We start from the raw sequence: 20086 nt of genomic DNA, 5'->3' as shown, positions 1-20086 counted from the left end.
GAGGTTTCGCCTTTCCGGGGTCGCTTAAAGCGATATCAGAACGCGGAAGTGTCCTGGAACAGACCCACTTTCAGGTCGTTCGCGGTATAGATCAGACGACCGTCTACCAGCACTTCGCCATCCGCCAGGCCCATAATCAGGCGACGGTTAACGATGCGCTTGAAGTGAATACGATAGGTGACTTTCTTCGCCGTAGGCAGAACCTGACCAGTGAATTTCACTTCGCCCACGCCCAGCGCGCGGCCTTTACCTTCACCACCCAGCCAGCCCAGATAGAAGCCAACCAGCTGCCACATGGCATCCAGGCCCAGGCAGCCAGGCATTACCGGATCGCCAATAAAGTGGCAACCGAAGAACCACAGGTCCGGGTTGATATCGAGTTCTGCTTCTACGTAACCCTTATCGAAGTTGCCGCCGGTTTCGGTCATTTTCACGACACGGTCCATCATCAGCATGTTCGGGGCCGGTAACTGTGGGCCTTTCGCGCCAAACAGTTCTCCGCGACCAGAGGCAAGAAGATCTTCTTTTGTATAGGATTCGCGTTTATCTACCATGTTCTCAGTAAGCCTTATTTTAGTGAAGGACGCAGGATAGCTAACACGTGTACGCTGAACAAGTCCGATCAGTTCGAACTGAACCAGCCCAGCCAGCGTAACGGCCATGGATAACGATGGCGAGCATCCTGCTGCGTCGCCTGAGCAATGCGCTCCTGGATAGTCTGCATCAAAGTTGTCTGACCTTCGCCATCCCAAACCAGGTTTGTCAGTAAGGGTAGTGCATCCTCAATCCCTTCGATGGCCCAGATGGCGAATTGTTCCTGTTCAACCGCGTCCAGAATATCCTGGCACAGGCTGAGATGGCGTACGTTAGGCGCCGGAATAATCACACCCTGTTTGCCGTTTAAACCGCGCTGCTGACAGACAGAGAAGAAGCCTTCAATTTTTTCGTTCAGACCGCCAACGGGCTGAGCACGACCAAATTGATCGACCGAACCGGTAATAGCAATGTTCTGGTTGATCGGCACGTCCGCCAGGGCGCTGATTAAGGCGCACAGCTCCGCCATTGAGGCACTATCGCCATCCACTTCGCTGTAGGACTGCTCAAACGTCAGCGAGGCGGAGAAGGGGATTTGCTGCTCAAGCTGCAGCTCAGACATCAAAAATGCCTGCATGATCATCATGCCTTTGGCGTGAATGTTGCCGCCCAGTTCGGCCTTGCGTTCAATATCGGTAAACTCGCCGTCGCCAATATGCACAACGCAGCTGATTCGCGAGGGTTCACCGAACGCGCGCGGATGGCCAGGAAACTCGATCACCGAGAGGGCGTTGATCTGCCCAACGCGTTCGCCTTCTGTCTCGACCAGAATTTGTTCCAGCAGAATTTCATCCTGCATGCGGTCAGCAAGATAGCCTTCGCGCCACTCTCGCTGCGCCAGCATCTGCGTGAGCTGTTCACCAGTAAACGCACCGTTACCACTGATCGTACCGACTTCACGCAGCTGCTTGCCGATCCAGAGCGGGCAGAGCGGCAAGGTTTCCTGGTCACCGGTATAGCGAACGGCTTCGCGGATTAAACCCGGCCACGCGTCGGCGGCAGGCGCTGGCAATGCAAAACGTTCCGCCACGGCCATCACCCACTGACACCACTGCGCCATGTCGTCCGCATCGGCAATCTGAATGTTGTCTTCGTATTCGCTGTAAACTGCCTGTTCGGCCAGTTCCGGCTCCATCTCCTGGAAGTCCGCCAGCGATTCGCGGTCACCCATCAGCACGACGGTCAGCGACAGCGGCATTGACGGCACGGAGACAGGAAGAGGACGAGACTCGTCGTAACCGACCCAGTCAAAGCGCTGTTGGGTCACAACGGTTTTCAGACGCATCCACAGCAGCGGCTGCGAGAGCAAAGTGCGCAGAGAGATGATGAGCACGCCGCCGTTTGCACGATGCACCAGCCCCGGCTGCAGGGAAAGCTCGCCGTTAAACTGGCGCAGACAGCCAAACAGCTGTTCAGCCTCGACCCAATTAGCGGTAATTACCTCGCCGTTAGCAGCAAAACGACCGTCGGCCTGGTCCGCCGGTCCGAAGGTAATATTATGCCCCGCGATACGATACTGGCCGCCAAATACCGCGGTGGTGTCTGGCCGCAGCTGGCGCGTGGCATCCCCAAGCAGCGACAGATATTCCGCTTCTTCCGGGGCTTTCAGCAGCATGAAGGGCGATGTCGCCCACGGGCTTAACGTCTGCTCCAGCGCATAATGTAAGCGTGGTTGCGTATCGCTAAGGATGAATTCGTGTTCTTTTGCGAGATCGGGCTGTGCAAACAGTTCCTGATAGCTCTCGGCATCCGGAACAAGGTCACGCCATGCTAGTTTCGTAATGGTCAAAGTTGATGTTTTTTAGTCAGATGTAAAAGCGTGGAGTATACCGTAAGCGGGGGGCTCTACCCAAGCAGGATTGGTGTTTCAGCAGGCGGATTGGCTGCAGTCACTCACAGGATATGATTTCTTTTCAGCAGATTGCTAAAAAACTGATATTCTGAACAGAGTTACGTGGTAACACTGAGATCGCAATGAAATATCAACAACTGGAAAATCTCGAAAGCGGCTGGAAATGGAAGTACCTGGTCAAAAAGCACCGTGAAGGGGAGCTGATCACCTGCTACATAGAAGCCAGCGCTGCGCAAGAAGCCGTGGATATTTTGCTGACCCTCGAAAATGAACCGGTACAGGTCAATGGCTGGATTGAGAAGCACATTAATCCTGCGTTGTTAAACCGGATGAAGCAAACTATCCGCGCGCGACGTAAACGGCATTTTAATGCTGAGCATCAGCATACCCGGAAAAAATCCATCGACCTGGAGTTCGTGGTCTGGCAGCGTCTGGCCGGGCTGGCACAACGGCGTGGTAAGACCCTGTCGGAAACCATCGTGCAGCTGATTGAGGATGCCGAACATAAAGAGAAGTACGCCAACCAGATGTCGTCGCTAAAAAACGACCTTCAGGCGTTGTTGGGCAAAAAATAGATTTTAGTTTTCTTCAGACAATAAAAAACCCCGCATGGCGGGGTTTTTTTATAAGACGATAACTTATGCCGCTGGCTGAGTTACAACGTCTTTAACGCCTTTAACTTCGATCTCTACGCGACGATCTGGTGCCAGGCAGTCGATCAGTGCAGCGCGAGCTTTAACGTTGTCACAGGTGTTGCCAGTAACTGGGTTAGATTCGCCCATACCACGTGGGGAGATCTTGTTAGCTGGGATACCTTTAGAGATCAGGTAATCAACAACAGACTGAGCACGTTTCTCAGACAGTTTCTGGTTGTAAGCGTCAGAACCGATGCGGTCGGTGAAGCCCAGAACCACTACAGAACCGTCTTTAGGATCCAGGTTGCTCAGCTGGGTGTACAGCTGATCCAGTGCCTGCTGACCTTCTGGTTTCAGGGTCGCTTTGTTGAAGTTGAACAGAACGTCAGACTTCAGAGTGAAGTGCTTGGTCTGTACTTCTGGAGCTGGAGCCGGCGCTGGAGCAACAACTGGTGCTGCATCTTCCTGCTGGCCGAAACGGTAGGAAACACCTACGCTCAGCATGCCGTTGTCTGGACGAACGCCAACGGTAGCACCGTCACCGATGTTGTTAACCCACTGGTATTCCAGACGGGTAGCGATGTCACGGGTCATAGCCCACTCAACGCCACCAGCGAATACTGGGGAAACGCCAGTGTCATGGTCGTCGCCAGCGATGTTGTTGCTGGAGTCTGCACGCCATACCATGCCGCCCAGACGGGTGTACACGTCCAGATCGTCAGTTACTGGGTAACCCAGTTTAGCGGTCAGCTGAACGCCCTGAGCTTTGAAAGCGCCATTGATGGTGTCGCCTTTGTATGGCATACGACCTAACCAGTCGTAACCCATTTCAAAGCCAACATACGGGTTAACCTGATAGCCACCGAACGCACCTGCACCAAGCTGGCTCTCGTGAGTAGGGCCATCGTTGTTCAGGCTGCTGTTGTACCAGCCAGTGTCATGGAACTGAGACCAGCCCAGTTTACCACCTGCATACCAGGTATTATCTTTCGGAGCGGCCTGCGCTACGGTAGCGAAGCCAGCCAGTGCCACTGCAATCGCGATAGCTGTCTTTTTCATTTTTTGCGCCTCGTTATCATCCAAAATTCGCCATGAAGGTCTCAAGAGAGAATCACGGTTAAATCCTTCACCGGGGGGCGTGGTCAAATATAAATCTACCGATATCTTCGGCTTAGGCCGAGCACCCCTGGCGATGTAAAGTCTACAACGTAGCTGAAAACTTACAAGTGTGAAGTCTGTCAGGCATATGAAAAAAAAAGTTCCGTATACCTATTATTTAACATTTTTAGAACGAATTTTGTGCAATAAAATTAAGGAGAACCGCACCAGACAAGCCTTGCCGCAATTTTGAGGCCGGGAACTAAAACCGCATCCTGCGGTCAAAAAAAATTCCAGGAAAAATCTTAATTTCACTCAATGATACAAATTTGAGTGAATTTTTAGCCCAGAAAGTTGTCCTCTGCGATAAGAATCTGGACGAACCGGGCGCATGATAAACCCGATCGCATTCCCTTCTTCAGCCGCTTCGGTCAGACGAAAATGTTCCTCTTCCGTCAATTCTTCCGGTAACCACCCGATCACCACGCTGTAATTTCCGGTGCGTAACGCGCGAATCATCGATTCGACGGTATCGCAGGGAGAAAGCTGGTTGATCTGCATAACCTTTGCCAGCGGCAGGCCCGCAGACTGCACCCATTGGCGGCTCAGTTTTTGCTGTGGCGTCAGCCAGAGCTGCCAGCGTGATTGCTGACCAAGCTGCTGTAATAACGGAAGCAGCAGGAGTTGGGTCAACAGAGGCTGGTCTTCACGGTAAACCACTTCACTAATAAGCCCCGTCGAAGCACCCCCAACGGTGTTCTGCGCGACAGTGCCCGCGGTAGAGGAGAGAGAAGTTGAGCGATTTGCATAGCCTGAAGTGTACATATTCATTCCAGCCCTGTAGTTACTGTATGGATATACAGTAACCCCTGTATGCATAAAGATCAACCTCATTTTCGGAAAGCGACTCGCAAAATTCATTCAATGTTGATGCCCTTCGAAAAATCATCTTGCTCAACGACGCTAAGTTGCCTATTTTCCTGCTAACGGATCCGCTAGTAAGAAATTTCGTTGTTACTTTATGATTTTGAATGGAAATATCATGAAAAAGATATCTTATGAACGGATTTATAAATCCCAGGAATACCTGTCACCGCTGGGTGAAATTCATCATCGCGCGCTGTTCGGCGGCTATACCCTGGCAGTGGATGATGCGGTTTTTGCCATGGTGTCAGAAGGTGAGCTCTACCTCCGTGCCTGTGAAGAAAGTGCGAAATACTGTGTGAAAAATGCCGCGTCTTTTTTGACCCTGATGAAGCGGGGCCGTCCGGTGCTTCTCAACTATTACAGGGTGGATGACGGGCTATGGCAGGACAGGGAGCGTCTGCTTCAGCTCTCCACTTTCGCACTTAATGCGGCAAGAAAAGAGCGTTACCAGCGGCATCAGCGCAATCGACTTAAGGACCTGCCAAACCTGACCTTTCAGCTGGAAGTGTTGCTCTTTGAAGCGGGCATCACCAACGAAGAAACGCTGCGGGCGCTTGGCGCAAGGGAGAGCTGGCTGAAGATGCGGGCGAAAAATAAAGCGCTGAGTATCAAAGTGCTATTCGCGCTGGAAGGGGCGATCGAGGGGCTGCATGAGGCGGCACTCCCGGCCGGCATTCGCCGGGAGTTGACGGAGTGGTTTAATGCGCTGCCTGAGCCACTGGAGAATCACTCCTCCAGGTAGCGATTTGCTGTTGCAGCCGGCAAATTTCTGGCAGCAGGGCGATAAGCAGGCCAATCTGCTGCAACACCAGAGGCGCTTTGCTGTCGTTTCCAGGCTCAAGATGCGCAATACGTTGGGTAAGTTCATCCAGCGCCTGTCTCACGCGCGGTTCATCGGCTGGCCGGTGATGCAGTGCATCATCGACATAACAGACCGCGTCATCCAGCAGGTTGAGGATGCCCGGGTTGGTGAGTTTTTCGCGGTGGGCGCCCAGCGTGGAAATATAGCTGGTGAAGGTATGGTTCAGGCAGAGCAGCCGGAAAGCCGTCTCACGAATCTCGGCCGTGGCGCGAGGCTCCGTTGACATGTTAGAGACCACCGAGGCCAGTTCCGCATCGCTGTTGTGCGCATCGCGGCGCGCTATCCGGTAAGCCAGGCGGTTATCGCGGCCCTGATGATACTGCTCAAGGATGGCATCCAGGTATCGGCAGTTGGCGTTCATAGCCCTGTCTAACACGCGCGGTAGATTACGGAAACGCCAGTCCGGCCAGATAAAGCTGACGGCGGCCCAGGCGATAGCGCAGCCAATCAGGGTATCGAGTACGCGGGGCAGGGCGACCTCGAACCCTTCACCCAGCAGGTTAAAGCAGAGCAGAACCAGCAGCGTGATGAACATTGTGGCATGGGCGTACTGCACGTTGCGAAACGCGAAGAACAGCACGCCGGTGATCACGATCAGGATCAGCTGTCCTTCAATGGACGGCACGAAATAGAGCACCGGAAGGCCAATGGCGACGCCGACCAGGGTGCCGATAATACGCAATGCCAGGCGGTGTCGGGTGGCGTTATAGTTCGGCTGACAGACAAACAGGCTGGTCAGCAGGATCCAGTAGCCGTGGTGCAAACCGGTTATCTGGATAAAAGCATACCCCACGCATAAGACCAGGGACATCCGCACCGCGTGACGAAACAGCGCCGACTCCGGCGTGAAGTTGCGGCTCAGCCTTAGCCACATATCGCTCACGCTGTGCACGCTGTCATCTGCAAGCTGGTTATCCATCTCGCTGCCCGGCAGTGCCATCGCCTGCTCGGACTCAATCGTCGCCAACTGAGCATCAATCGCCCGCAGGTTGTTGAGCAGAAAACCCAGCGCTTTGATCTGTTCCGGTGACGTTCCGCTGGCCTGCACGCGGTCGAGCGCCGCATCGAGATGGCTAAACACGCGTTCGAAGCGGGAGTCGTGCTGATAGGGCGTGCGCAAAAGAATGGAGCGCGCGAGCTGCTGGCATGCCTGTGACTGCATGGACAGCAGGCGCTGAAAGCGGAACATGACGTCGCTGTAGCGGAACTTCTCGCGCAGGGCGGCATACTGAACGTGCGAGGAGCTGGCGCGCTCATGAATGTCCTGAGCGGCAAAATAGTAGTGCAAGGTTCTGCGCGTGCCGCGCTGGCCGCGATCCCCGCGCAGACGGGTAAGCAGCGAGGCTTTCGTCTGGTTAAGGGTGGCGACCAGCTGGCCGTTTGCCAGCGCCAGATCGTAAAGCGGCGCCTGGCTTTCTTCCTCAATATCCGGGTCGAACAGCCGGGATTTCAGTTCCAGATAATGGGCTAGCTGCTCATAGCTGCGGGCAAGGTTATCCTGCAGAGGACGAACCGGGAAGATTAGGTGGCCGGTTAACGTCAGCAGGTTATACCAGATGGCGCCCAACAGCAGCAGCACAGGCTGCTGATACCACTGGTCGTACAGGGAAACGCCCAGCATGGTGTAGATGGCGATCAGCAGGGCCCCAAAGGCGATAGTGGCATAGCGCTGCCCCAGACCGCCCAGCAAAATAAACCCGCTGGTGGAGAGTGTAAGGCCAAGGGCAAACAGCCACGGCCAGGGGAAAAGTAACTCAACGGACGCGGAGGCGATAAAAAAACAGACGAGCGTAATGACCAGATTCCGCAAACGCCCGGCCAGGCGATCGTCCAGATCCGCCAGCGCTCCGGCCACCACCCCCAGCGTGAGGGGGATGGTGAGCTTGACATCATTCAGCCACCACGGCAGGGCAGCCGTGCCGCAAAGCGCGATAAATATCCTGACGTTGTAGAGCCAGGCGCTGTTCCAGGTATAACGGCGAAGCAGTGGACTTAGCATAAACGCGGCCAGTCCTTATTTACTGAAAACGACGACGTGCGTTCGCTTCACGCGCCGCCTGGGCCACTTCGACCGGAACCACCCTGCGCCCGACGGGCCAAAGGGCGATGGCGGCGATCTTAAAGTTCGCGAGCCCGACCGGAATACCAATTATTGAGATGCACTGCGCAATACCGGCAAAAATATGCATGATGCACAGCCACCAGCCGAAGAAAATCAACCACAGAATGTTCAGCAAAGTTCCCCCCGTATTCATCAGGGCGCTTTTGCTCTCCGGGTTCAGCTCGTTAACGTGGATAGCTTCGTTACCGTAGGGGATGAACGAGAGTTTCGTGATTTCCCAGCAGGAACGGGTCAGGGGAAGGGTGAAGATCAGGACGATGCTCACCAGCGTGGCAAAAAGCCAGGAAAGGGTGGTGGCAAAACCGCCCAGCACAAAATTCAACACATTCAGAACGGTACGCATAAACCCTCACTTCCTTTCGATAAAATTAACGCCCAATGATTGTAACGTTTTTTTAGGCTGGAGCACCTTAAAACTGGCAGTTAAACTGTCAGGTAAATTATCTCTTCGTGGATTTGGCGGGACATGGAACTGAAAGCAACTTCTTTAGGCAAACGCCTGGCGCAACACCCCTATGACAGAGTTGTTCTGCTCAACGCCGGGGTTAAAGTCTCCGGAGAACGCCACGAATACCTTATTCCGTTTAATCAGCTTCTGGCTATTCACTGCAAGCGCGGGCTGGTGTGGGGCGAGCTTGAGTTCGTTCTGCCTGACGACAAAGTCGTGCGCCTTCACGGTACCGAGTGGGCGGAAACCCAGCGTTTCCACCATCACCTGAACGCGCTCTGGCAGCAGTGGAGCCACGACATGAGCGTGATTGCCGCTCAGGTGCTGCAGCAGGTGCTGGACGATATCGCGCAAAGCAACGCGCAGCAAACGTGGCTGACGCGCCAGCAGACCGCCGGTCTGCAGCAAAAGATTCGACAGGCACTTTCGGCGCTGCCGCTCTCCGTGACGCGTCTTGATGAGTTCGACAATTGTCGCGATGCCTGGCGTCAGTGCCAGGCCTGGCTGAACGATATGGATAAAAGCCGGCTGGCGCATAACCAGGCCTGGACGGACGCCATGCTCACCCAATACGCCGACTTTTTCAGTACGGTGGAGTCTTCACCGCTCAACCCTGCTCAGGCGCGCGCGGTGGTGAACGGCGAGCAGTCGCTGCTGGTGCTGGCGGGGGCCGGAAGCGGTAAAACGTCGGTGCTGGTGGCGCGTGCGGGCTGGCTTCTCACCACCGGGGAGGCCGTTGCCGATCAGATCCTGCTTCTGGCTTTTGGCCGTAAGGCGGCACAGGAGATGGACGAACGCATCCAGGAACGGCTGCACACCCGGGATATTACCGCCAGAACCTTCCATGCCCTCGCGCTGCATATCATTCAGCAGGGCAGTAAAAAAGTGCCTGCCATCAGTAAACTGGAAAACGACGCGCAGGCGCGACAGGCGTTGTTTATTAAAACGTGGCGTCAGCAGTGCAGTGAGAAAAAGGCGCAGGCGAAAGGGTGGCGTCAATGGCTGGAAGAGGAACTCAACTGGGAGGTACCGGAGGGCAGCTTCTGGCAGGATGAAAAACTGGCTCGTCGGCTCGGCTCGCGTCTTGACCGCTGGGTCAGCCTGATGCGGATGCACGGCGGCTCGCAGGCAGAGATGATTGAAAGCGCGCCGGAGGCGATCCGCGATCTATTTTCAAAACGGGTCAAGCTGATGGCTCCGCTATTGAAAGCCTGGAAAACCGCGCTGAAAGAGGAAAATGCCGTTGATTTCTCCGGTCTTATCCATCAGGCGATCGTCATTCTGGAGAAGGGGCGCTTTGTCAGCCCGTGGAAGCATATTCTGGTGGATGAGTTCCAGGATATCTCACCCCAGCGTGCGGCACTGCTCTCGGCGCTGCGGGCGCAAAATAAACATACCTCGCTGTTCGCGGTGGGGGACGACTGGCAGGCCATCTACCGTTTCAGCGGGGCGCAGCTCTCGCTGACGACCGCCTTCCACCACTATTTTGGCGAAGGCGACCGTAGCGATCTGGACACGACCTACCGCTTCAATTCACGGATTGGTGAGATCGCCAACCGCTTTATCCAGCAGAACCCGCACCAGCTGGCCAAGCCGCTAAACAGCCTGCGGGCAGGGGATAAAAAAGCGGTCACCCTGCTGGCGGATGACCAGCTGGAGCCGCTGCTGGACAAGCTCAGCGGCTATGCGAAACCCGATGAACGTATCCTGGTGCTGGCGCGTTATCATCACCTTAAGCCTGCTGCGCTGGAAAAAGCCGCTACCCGCTGGCCGAAACTGCAGCTTGAATTTATGACCATTCACGCCAGCAAAGGGCAGCAGGCCGATTATGTGATTGTGGTGGGGCTGAAGGAGGGCAGCGACGGATTCCCGGCTCCGGCCCGCGAGTCGGTCATGGAAGAGGCCCTGCTGCCGGTGCCGGAAGACTTCCCGGATGCCGAAGAACGGCGTTTGCTGTACGTGGCCATCACCCGCGCGCGTCACCGCGTGTGGCTGCTGTTCAATAAAGAGGAGCCATCCGTGTTTGTCGATATATTGAAGAGTATTGATGTGCCGGTGGCGCGGAAGCCATAACGACCAAGACAACGAGGGGGAGGCCGGGTAAGACGTAGCCGCCACCCGGCAAAAAAGCTACTTCAGTCTCTCGGAAAGATAGCGCTGATAGTCCGGAATAAGGATCTCAACCGGCGAGTTAAACTGCGGTGATTCAATGATGAAATCCGCCGTCGACAGGTTCGTCGCCACCGGAATATTCCACACCGTTGCCAGACGCAGCAGCGCTTTGACATCCGGATCGTGCGGAACCGCATTCAGCGGATCCCAGAAGAAGATCAGCACATCAATTTTCCCTTCGGAAATCTGCGCCCCGACCTGCTGATCGCCGCCCATCGGGCCGCTCAGCATCGCATTCACCTCCAGACCCGTTTCGCGCTGGATCAGGTTACCGGTAGTGCCGGTCGCCGAGAGGGCATGCTTTTCCAGCAGCGGCTGATGGCGGCGAACCCAGTTAAGCAGCATTTGTTTACAGTGATCGTGCGCCACCAGCGCAATGTGTTTGCGTTCAGGCAGCGTGCGTGTTGTCAGTTCCATAATCATATCCATCAGGTTAACTGACTACACGATGACGGGAACCGTCTGACGCTGCAAGAGAAAGGCGTAAAAAATGTGGCTTAAGATGAAGGTTGTTGCTTTGCCCACTGTAAAAACCGGGCCCGCGTGTCGGGATCGGCCTGCTGGAACCAGAATTTAAGGCGCTGTTCCGTCAGGCTCTGGGACTGCGGTGGAATGACGTCCAGTTCCGAGACGCCGGATAGCAGCGTACTGTCGTCCGCCATCATGGTAGCAAACTGCGGAAGGGAGGCGCGTTTGCCGGCTTTGTTATAGACCTGCGTTGCGGCCTCGTAGTCCGGGCTTTTTGTGGCGCTGGTCAACGCCAGAATATCCAGCTTGACCGGGATCGGCATTGCATTCCCGTCCAGCAGCTCAACGCGCGGCGAGGCGTCGAAGGCCGCTGATTCCTTCTCCGTTTCAAGGCGAGGCAGGGTAATGTTCACCTGGCTGATTTGCCGGGTATTAAAGCTGACAATCAGCGGCGGAGAGATGTACATCCGCTGCTCATGGTTAGTCAGGCCGATCGCTTTTTCGACCCGGAACACCAGCTGATGCGGCCCGTTATCTAACTCAATGCTGTCAGCCCCGCGCAATAACGAGCTGGAAACCTTTTTCCCGTCCAGAACCAGAAGATCAATGTCGCCAGAAAGCCGAAGCGTGGTGGCAAAAACGCAAACCGGCATCACTAACGCAATCAGAGCAGTGGCAAAACCGGTTTTCATAGAAGGCTCCCGTCAGAGATACTGTCGCCGCATTAATGTATCTAAATCTTTCGATAATCACGTTTACTAACATATAGACATATTTTGCCGTTTTGCCCTCATACATCTGTATGGGATGGATGGTTGAGATGTGCGCTTTGGCGTACACTTTTAAAAAAGCCAGGAGAAAAACCATGAAAGAGAACGATATTGCCGAGATTCTGACATCCACGCGTACCATTGCGCTGGTGGGCGCGAGCGATAAACCCGACCGTCCCAGCTATCGGGTGATGAAATACCTTCTCGATCAGGGCTATCACGTCATCCCGGTCTCACCAAAAGTGGCGGGGAAAACCTTACTGGGCCAGCAGGGTTATGCCACGCTCGCTGACGTGCCGGAAAAAATTGATATGGTCGATGTCTTCCGTAATTCCGAGGCGGCGTGGGAAGTGGCGCAGGACGCGATTGCCGTCGGGGCGAAAACATTGTGGATGCAGCTGGGCGTGATTAACGAGCAGGCTGCCGTGTTGGCGCGGGATGCGGGATTGAAGGTGGTTATGGATCGCTGTCCGGCGATCGATATCCCCCGTCTGGGGCTGGCGAAATAATAAAAAAAAGCCCGTTCATCGGGCTTTTTTTACACGCTTAGTTCCGCAGGCGCGGAGCCTGTAACTGTTTGCGGATAGTCTGAGCAAGTTCATCCATTGTGGGTTGTTCCGGATGCTCTTCCTGCAGCTCGCTACTCAGCTGCGCTTCGGCAAGGTAGGTATGTACGGGTTGTCCGTCGTCACCTTCCATCACCACATGGTACCAGGGTGCAGCGCGAAGCTCTGCGTTCACCGCCAGTTCGTCCGCTGACGGTTCATCAAGGGAATACTCCGGGTCGATATCCACGACCACACCCAAATACCCAAGCAAAGTGTGGCGGACCTGCTGGCCGATACCGAATTTGCTGGCAATCATAGTCACCTCCCGGGAAATACGACTTACACATTAAGTGCGGGCAATATTTCTCTTTTCAAGTTACATGACGCGACAGGCAAACCCTTTCAGATACAGTCCTTCCGGGTAGGTAGCAATCACGGGGTGATCGGCTGCCTGACGGAACTGCTCTATAAATTGTACATCACGACCAGCATCTATTGCGGCATCGGCGATGATTTTTTGGAATAAATCGGTGGTCATCAGCCCGGAGCAGGAGAAGGTGAGCAGCACCCCGCCCGGGTTCAGCAGCTGGATCGCCAGCATGTTGATATCCTTATATCCACGGCAGGCGCCCATCAGCTGGCTTTTGTTTTCCACAAACTTTGGCGGATCCATCACGATGACGTCGAACTTCTCGCCCTGATCGCGATATTTACGCAGCAACTTGAAGACGTCGTCGCGTATAAATTCGGCTTTGCTCAAGTCCAGTTTGTTCAGCTCGACGTTCTGTTTTGCCACGTCCAGCGCTTCCTGCGAGGTATCCACGCTGACCACCTGGGCACAACCGCCCATCAGCGCCGAAACGGCAAAACCGCCGGTGTAGGAGAAGCAGTTCAGCACGCGTTTGTCGGCAACGTACTGACGCGTAGCCAGGCGGCTGTCGCGCTGGTCAAGGTAGTAACCCGTTTTGTGCCCGCCCTGAATATCCACCAGCAGCTTCATGCCGTGCTCTTCAATCGGCAGCAGGGCAGGCGGCAGCTCACCCGTGACCGGGCCCTGCGTCAGCTCCATGCCCTCTTTTTTGCGCACCGCCACGTCGCTGCGGTCGTAAATAGCGCATTCCGGGAACAGGGTTTGCAAGGCGCTAATCAGTGCGGCACGCTGGTATTCCGCCCCGGCGCTGAGGAGCTGCAGCACCAGGAAATTGCCGAAGCGATCGATGGTTACGCCCGGCAGACCGTCGGACTCACCGGCAATCAGGCGATAGCTGTCCAGCCCGTCGCGCTTTGCCAGCCACTCGCGCCACTGCTGCGCCTGCTGCAGACGGCGGACAAAGAAATCGATATCGATGGTTTCGTCTTTATCGAAGGTCCAGACGCGCGCGCGGATCTGAGACGCTGGCGAGTAAGCGCCTCGCGCTAACCATTTCCCCTGATGGTCAACAATATCAATGGTTTCACCGAGGCTGGCTTTGCCTTCCATACGGGCAACCGCACCGGAAAAGACCCAGGGATGACGGCGCAGTAATGACTTCTCGCGCCCTTTGGCTAACACTAAACGTACACTCATAATTTGCTGTTCTGTCGATTTCAGGGAAATGGCGCGTAGAGTAGCACATTCAGCCAGGCGCAATCATCTGCGGATGTCGTTGAGCGTTTCGGCAGATCGTGGAGGAGGTGAGAATGGCCGTGGCGCTGTCACAGTTACAGTCGACTCGCTTACCGATCGGTGAAATCGCAGTACAATGTGGGTATCTTTCCAGCTCTCGTTTCACCGCCCGTTTCCGGCAGCACTATGGCTGTTTACCGAAAACGCTACGTTAAGGAGAAGAAGAATGTCAAAAGTCTGCACCATTGCCTGGGTCCACGGCCTTGTTCAGGGCGTCGGGTTCCGCTACAGCACTCAGCGTGAGGCCGTTCAGCTTGGGCTAACGGGATACGCGCGAAATATGGACGACGGCAGCGTTGAGGTGGTCGCCTGCGGCGACGCGGAGCAGGTTGAAAAACTGATGGCGTGGCTGAAAGCAGGCGGGCCGCGCAGCGCCCGGGTTGATAAGGTCTTAACGGAACCGCATCAACCCGGCAGGGAATATGTGAACTTCGGTATTCGGTATTAAATACACTTCACCGGTTTAGGCAGGCCGGCAATTTTGGTGGCCTGTTTTGCCGGGCCTTTCGGGAACAGGCGATACAGATAGCGGCTGTTGCCTTTTTCTTCGCCAAATTTGTTGGCCATCGCCTTGACCAGCATGCGGATGGCCGGAGAGGTGTTGAACTCGAGATAAAACTCGCGCACAAAACGGACCACCTCCCAGTGTTCGGGGGAGAGGGCGATACCTTCGTTTTCGGCGATTTTCTCCGCCAGCGGCTCGCTCCATAGCGTGGTGTCTTTCAGATAGCCTTCGCTATCGGTCTCAATTTCCTGGCCTGCAAAAATGAACATAGTGCTCTGTCGATAAAGTAAAAAACGCCCCTAGTCTAGCAAATAAGGGGCGGCGTGAGAAACCTCGACCTACAGAAGAAGCTGGAGCAGATTGTTGGCATTAAGCTTTTTCAGCGCGTTGCATTTATACGTCGACACCTGTTTTTCACTCATCTGCGTCATATGCGCGACATGCCGTACCGATTGTCCGTTCACCAGCCTGTCGAGCACGTTGAACTCCATGCCTGTCAGGCAACAATTCAGGGTGCGCACCCGGCGGGGCTCTCTGGCAAGCAGATACGCCGCATCCGCAACGGCAATCCGGTCATCAATGATATATAAGGTCAGCGTGGCAAACCGCTTTCGCAGATGGGTAGCCAGTGCCCAGCCTTTTTCATTGCATACCAGATACACCGTTCCTTCCCAGCGCCTGGCTTCCAGCTCCAGAAGAATGTCGACCAGCGCCAGATGCGTCCCCGCGACGGAAAAGCGGCAGCGAACAACGAGGGTGTCGCAGACCAGCAGCGAACGGCACCACTTTACCGTACCGCTCTCAACCTGAGTCTGAGCGTTACGGCGCAGAAGGGCGTAGCGCAACCCTTCGGCATAAAAACGATTGTTGTCGAGGATGGCGTAACTCACAATGGCCTCTTTATAAGGTACTGGGCGTGTAGATAACGCGTAGGGTGCCGGTGTAATCCCCGGCATTTTTGCTGCTGGCAGCAAACGCGGGCGTTTTCAGAATGATGGGGGCGGGGACACAAAGTACGCTCTCCCGTCCACCCGGCAGCACAACCTGACGCAGATATTGCGGGTCATTAGTGCTCTGCCAGATCAGCGTTTTGCCATTCGCCGCGGTTTCTGCTGCGCCCGTTACCGGGTTGATCACCGTAACCTGATAATCGAGCCGATCCCGTGCTTCGGTCTGGCTTCCACCGCGTCGTCTGACGGAAAACGCTCCCTCAGTACGGCCCGTGGCCGCTAAACCGTCATCCTCAAAGCGCAGATAGACGCGCGTGCTGGCGCTGTTTTTACCGTCATACAGGCACATATCCAGCGCGCTCTCGCCCTGGATTTCGCTGCCGCCGGGCCGCCCCGGAAAATTGGTCAGATTGAGGTTAACCATCGGGGTTGAGTGGGGGAACGCCGGCAGATAAATCTGCTGGTTACCCGGATCGACCACCTCAATGCGTATCGTCGCCTGCCAGCGGGCTATGGTGAGGTAGCCCGGACACCCGACGTTGACATCGTTAAAGTTGCCCCCGCAGTCGGCGCTTCCCCATTCGCGCAGGTTCTGCTTCAGCGTTGCGGTCCAGATGCCCGGCTGGGCGAGCTTATCCAGTTCGCCTTTAACGATGTAAAAATCAAAATAGGGTTCCCGGTTCCAGGCCGAGAGATCGGCGGTACCGCCGCTGACAAAGCTGGCAAAGGTGAAAATTTTGTTGTTGATAAACATATGTTTTTCCCCATAGACCTTCACATCTGCTGTTTTATTTGTCGACGTGTGGGTAAAACGCAGCGTAATGGCGTAGGGGGCGGCCGGGTTCGCGCTAAACCAGACCGGCGCTGTCATACACGCTCCGTTCGTCGGGTCGGTGCGGGACTCGCAGGTCAGGGTGTTGCGTCCCCACTTTTGCGGGTCGATAGTGTCGTAACCGCTCGGTTCATGGACCCAGATATCAAAACGCGCAGGCGGCACCGCGCGATCGTAGCTAATCCCTACGCTGGAATTTCTTCCGGCAGGGACGCCCCCCAGCGTCTGACAGCTCCACAGCGTCAAAAAAAGTAAAATAAAGAGGTAGTTGTTCACATCATTTCCCTTTGGTGAGGTGCTCTGCATTCATGGCCGTTGGCCCCGTAGGCACGTTCCGCCCGGCGAGCATCAGTTGCGCCTGGTGCTGGACCGAATCCGGCAGGGCGGAGAAAGTGAGTTCCCGACACGGGATCGACCCGACGTAACGCACCACGTCGCGCATGCTTTTCACGCTCAGTTCACACTGATAAAACTGCTGCTGACGCACCAGATAAAGATTGCGCAGCAGGGCGTCGCTCTGGGCGCTGAAACCGCCATTGCCGAGATCGTTCCAGCCGTTCACGTTCAGCGGTACGCCGCCCACGAACGGCGAATGATGTTCGTCAGTGAGCTGGCCGAGCCAGGTGTAGCGGGTGGTGGTTTGCACGTCCCGGCGAAGCATTTTGCCCGGCACCATAAAGAGCGTCCGGCTCCCGGAACCCTGCGTGATTTCACTGCTTGCGCCTGATGAGACGTTCAGCGACTCATTAACCGTCAGCGTTGTTGGCTGATAACCCGGCACCGCAAAAAGGGCACGGCTGTTGGCCGGGATATCCGCGGTGCCGCCGTTATCCAGCGAGACGGCGACGCGTGAATCCCGGGAATCCTCAGGCGTAGCCACGTTTACCGCAACGGCAGAAGCCGGGCGTCCATCGCCCCAGCGGCCAAGCCACAGCCCTGAGCGCGACAGGGCGAGGGTGGAGCTGTAGTTGCCGCTGCTGCTTAACGTATGGCGCCCATCCTGGCGGTCCCATGCGTCGCTCACCGTCAGGCTGGCGTTACCAAAACGTCCACCCTGGCGCGTATACGCCGAGGCATTGAGCGAATCGCTGTTAATCCCCGATGCGCTCAGCCCGTATTCATTCTCGCCGCGCGCGTCGGCATACCAGTTGTGTGCCACGTTGTAGCTCAGCTGGTTTTTCTGATGCTGCTGGTGCTGCCAGGTTGCACCAAGCGAGGTATAGCCTGACGCATCACCCTGACGCTTATGCGCCAGTGAGAGGCTAACGCTCAGATAGCCGCCTTTGTCTTTCCCGTCGCGAGAGTGGTCGTTGCGCATAAACAGGTTAATGCTGCTGTTGATGTTCAGACCGCGCGCGCTAAAGGTATTACTCAGCCCGCCCTGCCAGGCCTGCGTGCGGGAGCGGGTCATATACACCGGCTCCCACGGCAGGCCGGCATCGTGACGATCGTCATGGTCAGGCAGTTCCCGGCGCGTAACGTAGCGCCCTTCGTTGCGGTTATCCGAATACCCCAGGTTGGCGTACCACGAGCCGACAGGCACGGAGAACATGATCGAGAGGCTACGATAACAGCCGTTGACGGCGTCAAAACCTGCGCTGCGGGTATCACAATTTTCTGCGGATAACGCGTTGCGGTAGAAGCTCAGCGAAAACCCGTCGTTATAGCTGATTTGCTGAATATTGCCGCGTTGGCCCTTGCTGCCGTAGAGGTAGCTAAAGCGTGTGCTTAATACCCCGTCGATCGGGCCCGCGTTAAAGCCGCGGCTCCAGTCGAGGGCATTTTCCAGGAAGTGCTGCCTTTTCATGACGGTTGCGCCGCTGGTCAGCGCCAGCGTCGGGGTGACGGGCAGGCGTATACCCGCCTGTGCGACCGGGCTGCGTTCATCGTTGCGATCGTTATTAGCCGTTTCCCCTGCCTGCATAAACCACTCGACGCGGTCGAATGGCGTAATGCCCGTACGGGTAAACGGAACCTGCTCGGTACGCGTCAGGCGGTTGTTTTCGTAAACTGACAGCGTCACGGTATAGCTTCCATCCGGAAACGCGCGGGTATCCAGAGTTTGTGCCCCGGCATTGAGGTAAAAGCTGGCCAGCAGCTCCTTGCCGCGGCGCGCGTCGATACGCGCATCGTGCGAAAGCAGCACCGTAATGGGCGTGCCCTTCGATTGCTGAACCGGGTTGATCCATGCCCGGGTCGAGCCCGTGCGCAGGCCACGTATTTTGCCCAGCGGCAGCTGGCTGAGGTTAATATTCCCCCCGGCGTTGCTGAACAGGTCGCGGGTATCCATCTCGCCTATCTGTAGATAATATTCACGCCATAAATCCTGGCGGAACCAGGCATTGTTAACGGTCATTTCCTGCTGCTGCTGATGACGCGAGCGTTGTCCCAGCCAGGTCCAGTCGAGGTTAAGATAGCCGTCCTGGGTCAGCGCCAGCGCCCCGTTGCCCTGAACGGTGGCAGACTGATAATCCCTGTCGGCAACGAAATTGATATTTTGCTGATGAATCAACGCGTTTTCGCTGTCCTGGGTGGGCTGATACCACTGGTTTTCCTCCGAGGGCTTTGGCAAAAAGCGCTTATCAAAAAACAGGTTTATGCGAGCATTGTTTTCGTCATAGATGATGGCCGCACGGCGGGTTTCGAGATAATCACACCCCGTCGCGGAGCCGTTGCTGCTGCAGGCCAGGTTGCCGTTACGGGCAAGCGGAACGGCCAACGCTGCGGAAACGGAGCCGATAAGGGCAGGATCGTCGTTAAACTGACGTTTGATGGCCGCGACCACGGTTTCAGGTGCGACAAAACTGACCGTTTCAAGATTGATATCGGTTTCGAAAAGGCCAAGCGACTCGCCGTATAAGCTCACCTCTGTCCACATGCGCTGCGTTTTCGCCAGATCCTCGAATCCGGCCGGGACGGCCATCTCAGCGCAGGCGAGGTGGACAGATGCGGGTAATAAAGCAACAAAAAGGAGAGTATTTCTGTGAAACGCCATGAACGAGCCTCGACATCATCCTGACGTCAGAGGGCGGGCGCCCTCTGACGTTATTCCTTAGGTGCTATGGTGTTACGCACCGCCTTCCGTGGTGGTCGCCTGAGTCAGCATCAGGCTTACAACGCCGCTGTACTGGCCGGTTTTCAGAATGCCTTTGGTGGTCTGGGAAATGGTCAGAGGCAGAACCGCAGAACCGTTTTCAATGCTGCCCGGGAACAGTTCGGTTCCGGTAAATTCGGCATCGGTGGTGGACAGAGTTTTATCACCCAGAAGAACCGTCATCGGTACAATCTGATCCCCATCCGTGTTGGTGAGCTTAGCTGCGCTAACGAGGCGTACTTTGACGTTACTGGTAGCAGAGTTGGACCATACCTTGGTGTTCAGGCGGTAGCTTTCCAGGCCCCGACCCGGCAGATACTGCATGTCGATACTGGCTGGCAGCGGCGTGTTATCGGCCTGGGTCATATCCAGCTGTGAATCAACGCTGGCGTTGACGGTAATATCTTTCTGGATCGCCAGCGCGCTGGCAGATGTGGTCATCGCGGCAACGATCATCAGAGGTTTAATAAATTTACGCATTGATATCTCCATATTTTACAAATGAGCACCCTGGCTCTTTAAACAAACCACAAGGGTTTTTAC

Annotated in this window: 20 protein-coding genes and 1 pseudogene; 6 read left to right on the top strand and 15 right to left on the bottom strand. The window is 55.7% G+C overall.

The window, feature by feature from the left end; genetic code table 11:
• Positions 1-35: 35 nt before the first annotated feature.
• Both fabA and ACMWL8_RS17880 read right to left on the bottom strand, forming a co-directional pair.
• Positions 36-554, bottom strand: coding sequence for a bifunctional 3-hydroxydecanoyl-ACP dehydratase/trans-2-decenoyl-ACP isomerase (gene fabA / locus ACMWL8_RS17885; protein WP_000227926.1), 519 nt, complete (start codon positions 552-554; stop codon positions 36-38).
• A 68-nt stretch (positions 555-622) separates the two neighbouring features.
• Positions 623-2383: an AAA family ATPase gene (locus ACMWL8_RS17880; protein ID WP_045261706.1), complete on the bottom strand. Its 1761-nt coding sequence runs from the start codon at positions 2381-2383 to the stop codon at positions 623-625.
• Positions 2384-2568: 185 nt separating this feature from the next.
• Here ACMWL8_RS17880 and matP point away from each other — a divergent pair, with 185 nt between their 5' ends.
• Positions 2569-3021 carry a macrodomain Ter protein MatP gene (gene matP, locus ACMWL8_RS17875; RefSeq protein WP_023332611.1) on the top strand — a complete coding sequence of 151 codons (453 nt, stop codon included), beginning with the start codon at positions 2569-2571 and terminating at the stop codon, positions 3019-3021.
• Positions 3022-3084: 63 nt separating this feature from the next.
• Here the strand turns inward: matP and ompA are convergent, their stop codons facing one another.
• Both ompA and sulA read right to left on the bottom strand, forming a co-directional pair.
• Positions 3085-4140 carry a porin OmpA gene (gene ompA, locus ACMWL8_RS17870; RefSeq protein ID WP_108780329.1) on the bottom strand — a complete coding sequence of 352 codons (1056 nt, stop codon included), beginning with the start codon at positions 4138-4140 and terminating at the stop codon, positions 3085-3087.
• 354 nt (positions 4141-4494) lie between these two features.
• On the bottom strand, positions 4495-5004 hold the full coding sequence (gene sulA / locus ACMWL8_RS17865) for an SOS-induced cell division inhibitor SulA (RefSeq protein ID WP_041910604.1): 510 nt from the start codon (positions 5002-5004) through the stop codon (positions 4495-4497).
• Between the two features lie 217 nt (positions 5005-5221).
• Between sulA and ACMWL8_RS17860 the strand changes: the two genes are divergently transcribed.
• Entirely contained in the window at positions 5222-5848 is a 627-nt protein-coding gene (locus ACMWL8_RS17860) for a TfoX/Sxy family DNA transformation protein (RefSeq protein WP_041910603.1), read from the top strand.
• On the opposite strand, the gene yccS is transcribed toward ACMWL8_RS17860, so the two are convergent.
• Positions 5805-7967 (bottom strand): YccS family putative transporter, encoded by a 2163-nt coding sequence (gene yccS / locus ACMWL8_RS17855; RefSeq protein ID WP_045261705.1) that lies wholly within the window; start codon positions 7965-7967, stop codon positions 5805-5807. The genes ACMWL8_RS17860 and yccS overlap by 44 nt on opposite strands.
• Before the next feature lie 19 nt (positions 7968-7986).
• Positions 7987-8433: a YccF domain-containing protein gene (locus ACMWL8_RS17850; RefSeq protein WP_041910601.1), complete on the bottom strand. Its 447-nt coding sequence runs from the start codon at positions 8431-8433 to the stop codon at positions 7987-7989.
• Positions 8434-8556: 123 nt separating this feature from the next.
• Between ACMWL8_RS17850 and helD the strand changes: the two genes are divergently transcribed.
• Positions 8557-10611: a DNA helicase IV gene (helD, locus tag ACMWL8_RS17845; protein WP_045261704.1), complete on the top strand. Its 2055-nt coding sequence runs from the start codon at positions 8557-8559 to the stop codon at positions 10609-10611.
• 57 nt (positions 10612-10668) lie between these two features.
• On the opposite strand, the gene mgsA is transcribed toward helD, so the two are convergent.
• Together mgsA and csgI are read right to left on the bottom strand one after the other, a co-directional pair.
• Entirely contained in the window at positions 10669-11127 is a 459-nt protein-coding gene (mgsA, locus tag ACMWL8_RS17840) for a methylglyoxal synthase (RefSeq protein WP_041912035.1), read from the bottom strand.
• An 80-nt stretch (positions 11128-11207) separates the two neighbouring features.
• The gene (gene csgI, locus ACMWL8_RS17835) at positions 11208-11870 is read right to left on the bottom strand and encodes a curli synthesis inhibitor (protein WP_045261703.1); all 663 of its coding nucleotides are present in this window, start codon (positions 11868-11870) and stop codon (positions 11208-11210) included.
• A 173-nt stretch (positions 11871-12043) separates the two neighbouring features.
• Between csgI and ACMWL8_RS17830 the strand changes: the two genes are divergently transcribed.
• Positions 12044-12457, top strand: coding sequence for a CoA-binding protein (locus ACMWL8_RS17830; RefSeq protein WP_028012609.1), 414 nt, complete (start codon positions 12044-12046; stop codon positions 12455-12457).
• Between the two features lie 37 nt (positions 12458-12494).
• On the opposite strand, the gene hspQ is transcribed toward ACMWL8_RS17830, so the two are convergent.
• A complete protein-coding gene (gene hspQ / locus ACMWL8_RS17825) occupies positions 12495-12812 on the bottom strand; it encodes a heat shock protein HspQ (protein ID WP_008499919.1) in 318 nt (105 codons plus the stop codon).
• 60 nt (positions 12813-12872) lie between these two features.
• Positions 12873-14063, bottom strand: a complete 1191-nt coding sequence (gene rlmI / locus ACMWL8_RS17820; RefSeq protein WP_045261702.1) for a 23S rRNA (cytosine(1962)-C(5))-methyltransferase RlmI — start codon at positions 14061-14063, stop codon at positions 12873-12875.
• Between the two features lie 22 nt (positions 14064-14085).
• Between rlmI and ACMWL8_RS17815 the strand changes: the two are divergent.
• A pseudogene (locus ACMWL8_RS17815) lies at positions 14086-14317 on the top strand (helix-turn-helix transcriptional regulator); the annotation flags it as partial.
• An 11-nt stretch (positions 14318-14328) separates the two neighbouring features.
• Entirely contained in the window at positions 14329-14610 is a 282-nt protein-coding gene (gene yccX / locus ACMWL8_RS17810; RefSeq protein ID WP_045261701.1) for an acylphosphatase, read from the top strand.
• On the opposite strand, the gene tusE is transcribed toward yccX, so the two are convergent.
• The 5 genes from tusE to ACMWL8_RS17785 all read right to left on the bottom strand — a co-directional run bounded on the left by tusE (position 14607) and on the right by ACMWL8_RS17785 (position 20023).
• Positions 14607-14936, bottom strand: coding sequence for a sulfurtransferase TusE (gene tusE, locus ACMWL8_RS17805; protein WP_028012611.1), 330 nt, complete (start codon positions 14934-14936; stop codon positions 14607-14609). The genes yccX and tusE overlap by 4 nt on opposite strands.
• Positions 14937-15005: 69 nt before the next feature.
• On the bottom strand, positions 15006-15557 hold the full coding sequence (locus ACMWL8_RS17800; protein WP_045261700.1) for a LuxR C-terminal-related transcriptional regulator: 552 nt from the start codon (positions 15555-15557) through the stop codon (positions 15006-15008).
• Between the two features lie 10 nt (positions 15558-15567).
• Positions 15568-16725: a CfaE/CblD family pilus tip adhesin gene (locus tag ACMWL8_RS17795; protein ID WP_052683047.1), complete on the bottom strand. Its 1158-nt coding sequence runs from the start codon at positions 16723-16725 to the stop codon at positions 15568-15570.
• Between the two features lies 1 nt (position 16726).
• Positions 16727-19444 carry a TcfC E-set like domain-containing protein gene (locus ACMWL8_RS17790; RefSeq protein ID WP_045261699.1) on the bottom strand — a complete coding sequence of 906 codons (2718 nt, stop codon included), beginning with the start codon at positions 19442-19444 and terminating at the stop codon, positions 16727-16729.
• Between the two features lie 72 nt (positions 19445-19516).
• On the bottom strand, positions 19517-20023 hold the full coding sequence (locus ACMWL8_RS17785) for a CS1 type fimbrial major subunit (protein WP_028012615.1): 507 nt from the start codon (positions 20021-20023) through the stop codon (positions 19517-19519).
• Positions 20024-20086: the final 63 nt, after the last annotated feature.

The sequence above is a fragment of the Enterobacter sp. 04-C-12-SI-ECC genome, assembly GCF_047530715.1.
GTDB classification, from domain to species: domain Bacteria; phylum Pseudomonadota; class Gammaproteobacteria; order Enterobacterales; family Enterobacteriaceae; genus Enterobacter; species Enterobacter bugandensis.
This window is presented reverse-complemented; position numbering and strand designations above follow the sequence as displayed.

Bases quoted from the DNA above. Each gene is read 5' to 3' on its own strand.
- tusE (WP_028012611.1), bottom strand. From the start codon at position 14,936: ATGTTCATTTTTGCAGGCCAGGAAATTGAGACCGATAGCGAAGGCTAT.
- ompA (WP_108780329.1), bottom strand. From the start codon at position 4,140: ATGAAAAAGACAGCTATCGCGATTGCAGTGGCACTGGCTGGCTTCGCT.
- fabA (WP_000227926.1), bottom strand. From the start codon at position 554: ATGGTAGATAAACGCGAATCCTATACAAAAGAAGATCTTCTTGCCTCT.
- rlmI (WP_045261702.1), bottom strand. From the start codon at position 14,063: ATGAGTGTACGTTTAGTGTTAGCCAAAGGGCGCGAGAAGTCATTACTG.
- ACMWL8_RS17830 (WP_028012609.1), top strand. From the start codon at position 12,044: ATGAAAGAGAACGATATTGCCGAGATTCTGACATCCACGCGTACCATT.
- sulA (WP_041910604.1), bottom strand. From the start codon at position 5,004: ATGTACACTTCAGGCTATGCAAATCGCTCAACTTCTCTCTCCTCTACC.
- ACMWL8_RS17785 (WP_028012615.1), bottom strand. From the start codon at position 20,023: ATGCGTAAATTTATTAAACCTCTGATGATCGTTGCCGCGATGACCACA.
- ACMWL8_RS17790 (WP_045261699.1), bottom strand. From the start codon at position 19,444: ATGGCGTTTCACAGAAATACTCTCCTTTTTGTTGCTTTATTACCCGCA.
- ACMWL8_RS17860 (WP_041910603.1), top strand. From the start codon at position 5,222: ATGAAAAAGATATCTTATGAACGGATTTATAAATCCCAGGAATACCTG.
- yccX (WP_045261701.1), top strand. From the start codon at position 14,329: ATGTCAAAAGTCTGCACCATTGCCTGGGTCCACGGCCTTGTTCAGGGC.
- ACMWL8_RS17850 (WP_041910601.1), bottom strand. From the start codon at position 8,433: ATGCGTACCGTTCTGAATGTGTTGAATTTTGTGCTGGGCGGTTTTGCC.
- csgI (WP_045261703.1), bottom strand. From the start codon at position 11,870: ATGAAAACCGGTTTTGCCACTGCTCTGATTGCGTTAGTGATGCCGGTT.
- mgsA (WP_041912035.1), bottom strand. From the start codon at position 11,127: ATGGAACTGACAACACGCACGCTGCCTGAACGCAAACACATTGCGCTG.
- yccS (WP_045261705.1), bottom strand. From the start codon at position 7,967: ATGCTAAGTCCACTGCTTCGCCGTTATACCTGGAACAGCGCCTGGCTC.
- helD (WP_045261704.1), top strand. From the start codon at position 8,557: ATGGAACTGAAAGCAACTTCTTTAGGCAAACGCCTGGCGCAACACCCC.
- hspQ (WP_008499919.1), bottom strand. From the start codon at position 12,812: ATGATTGCCAGCAAATTCGGTATCGGCCAGCAGGTCCGCCACACTTTG.
- matP (WP_023332611.1), top strand. From the start codon at position 2,569: ATGAAATATCAACAACTGGAAAATCTCGAAAGCGGCTGGAAATGGAAG.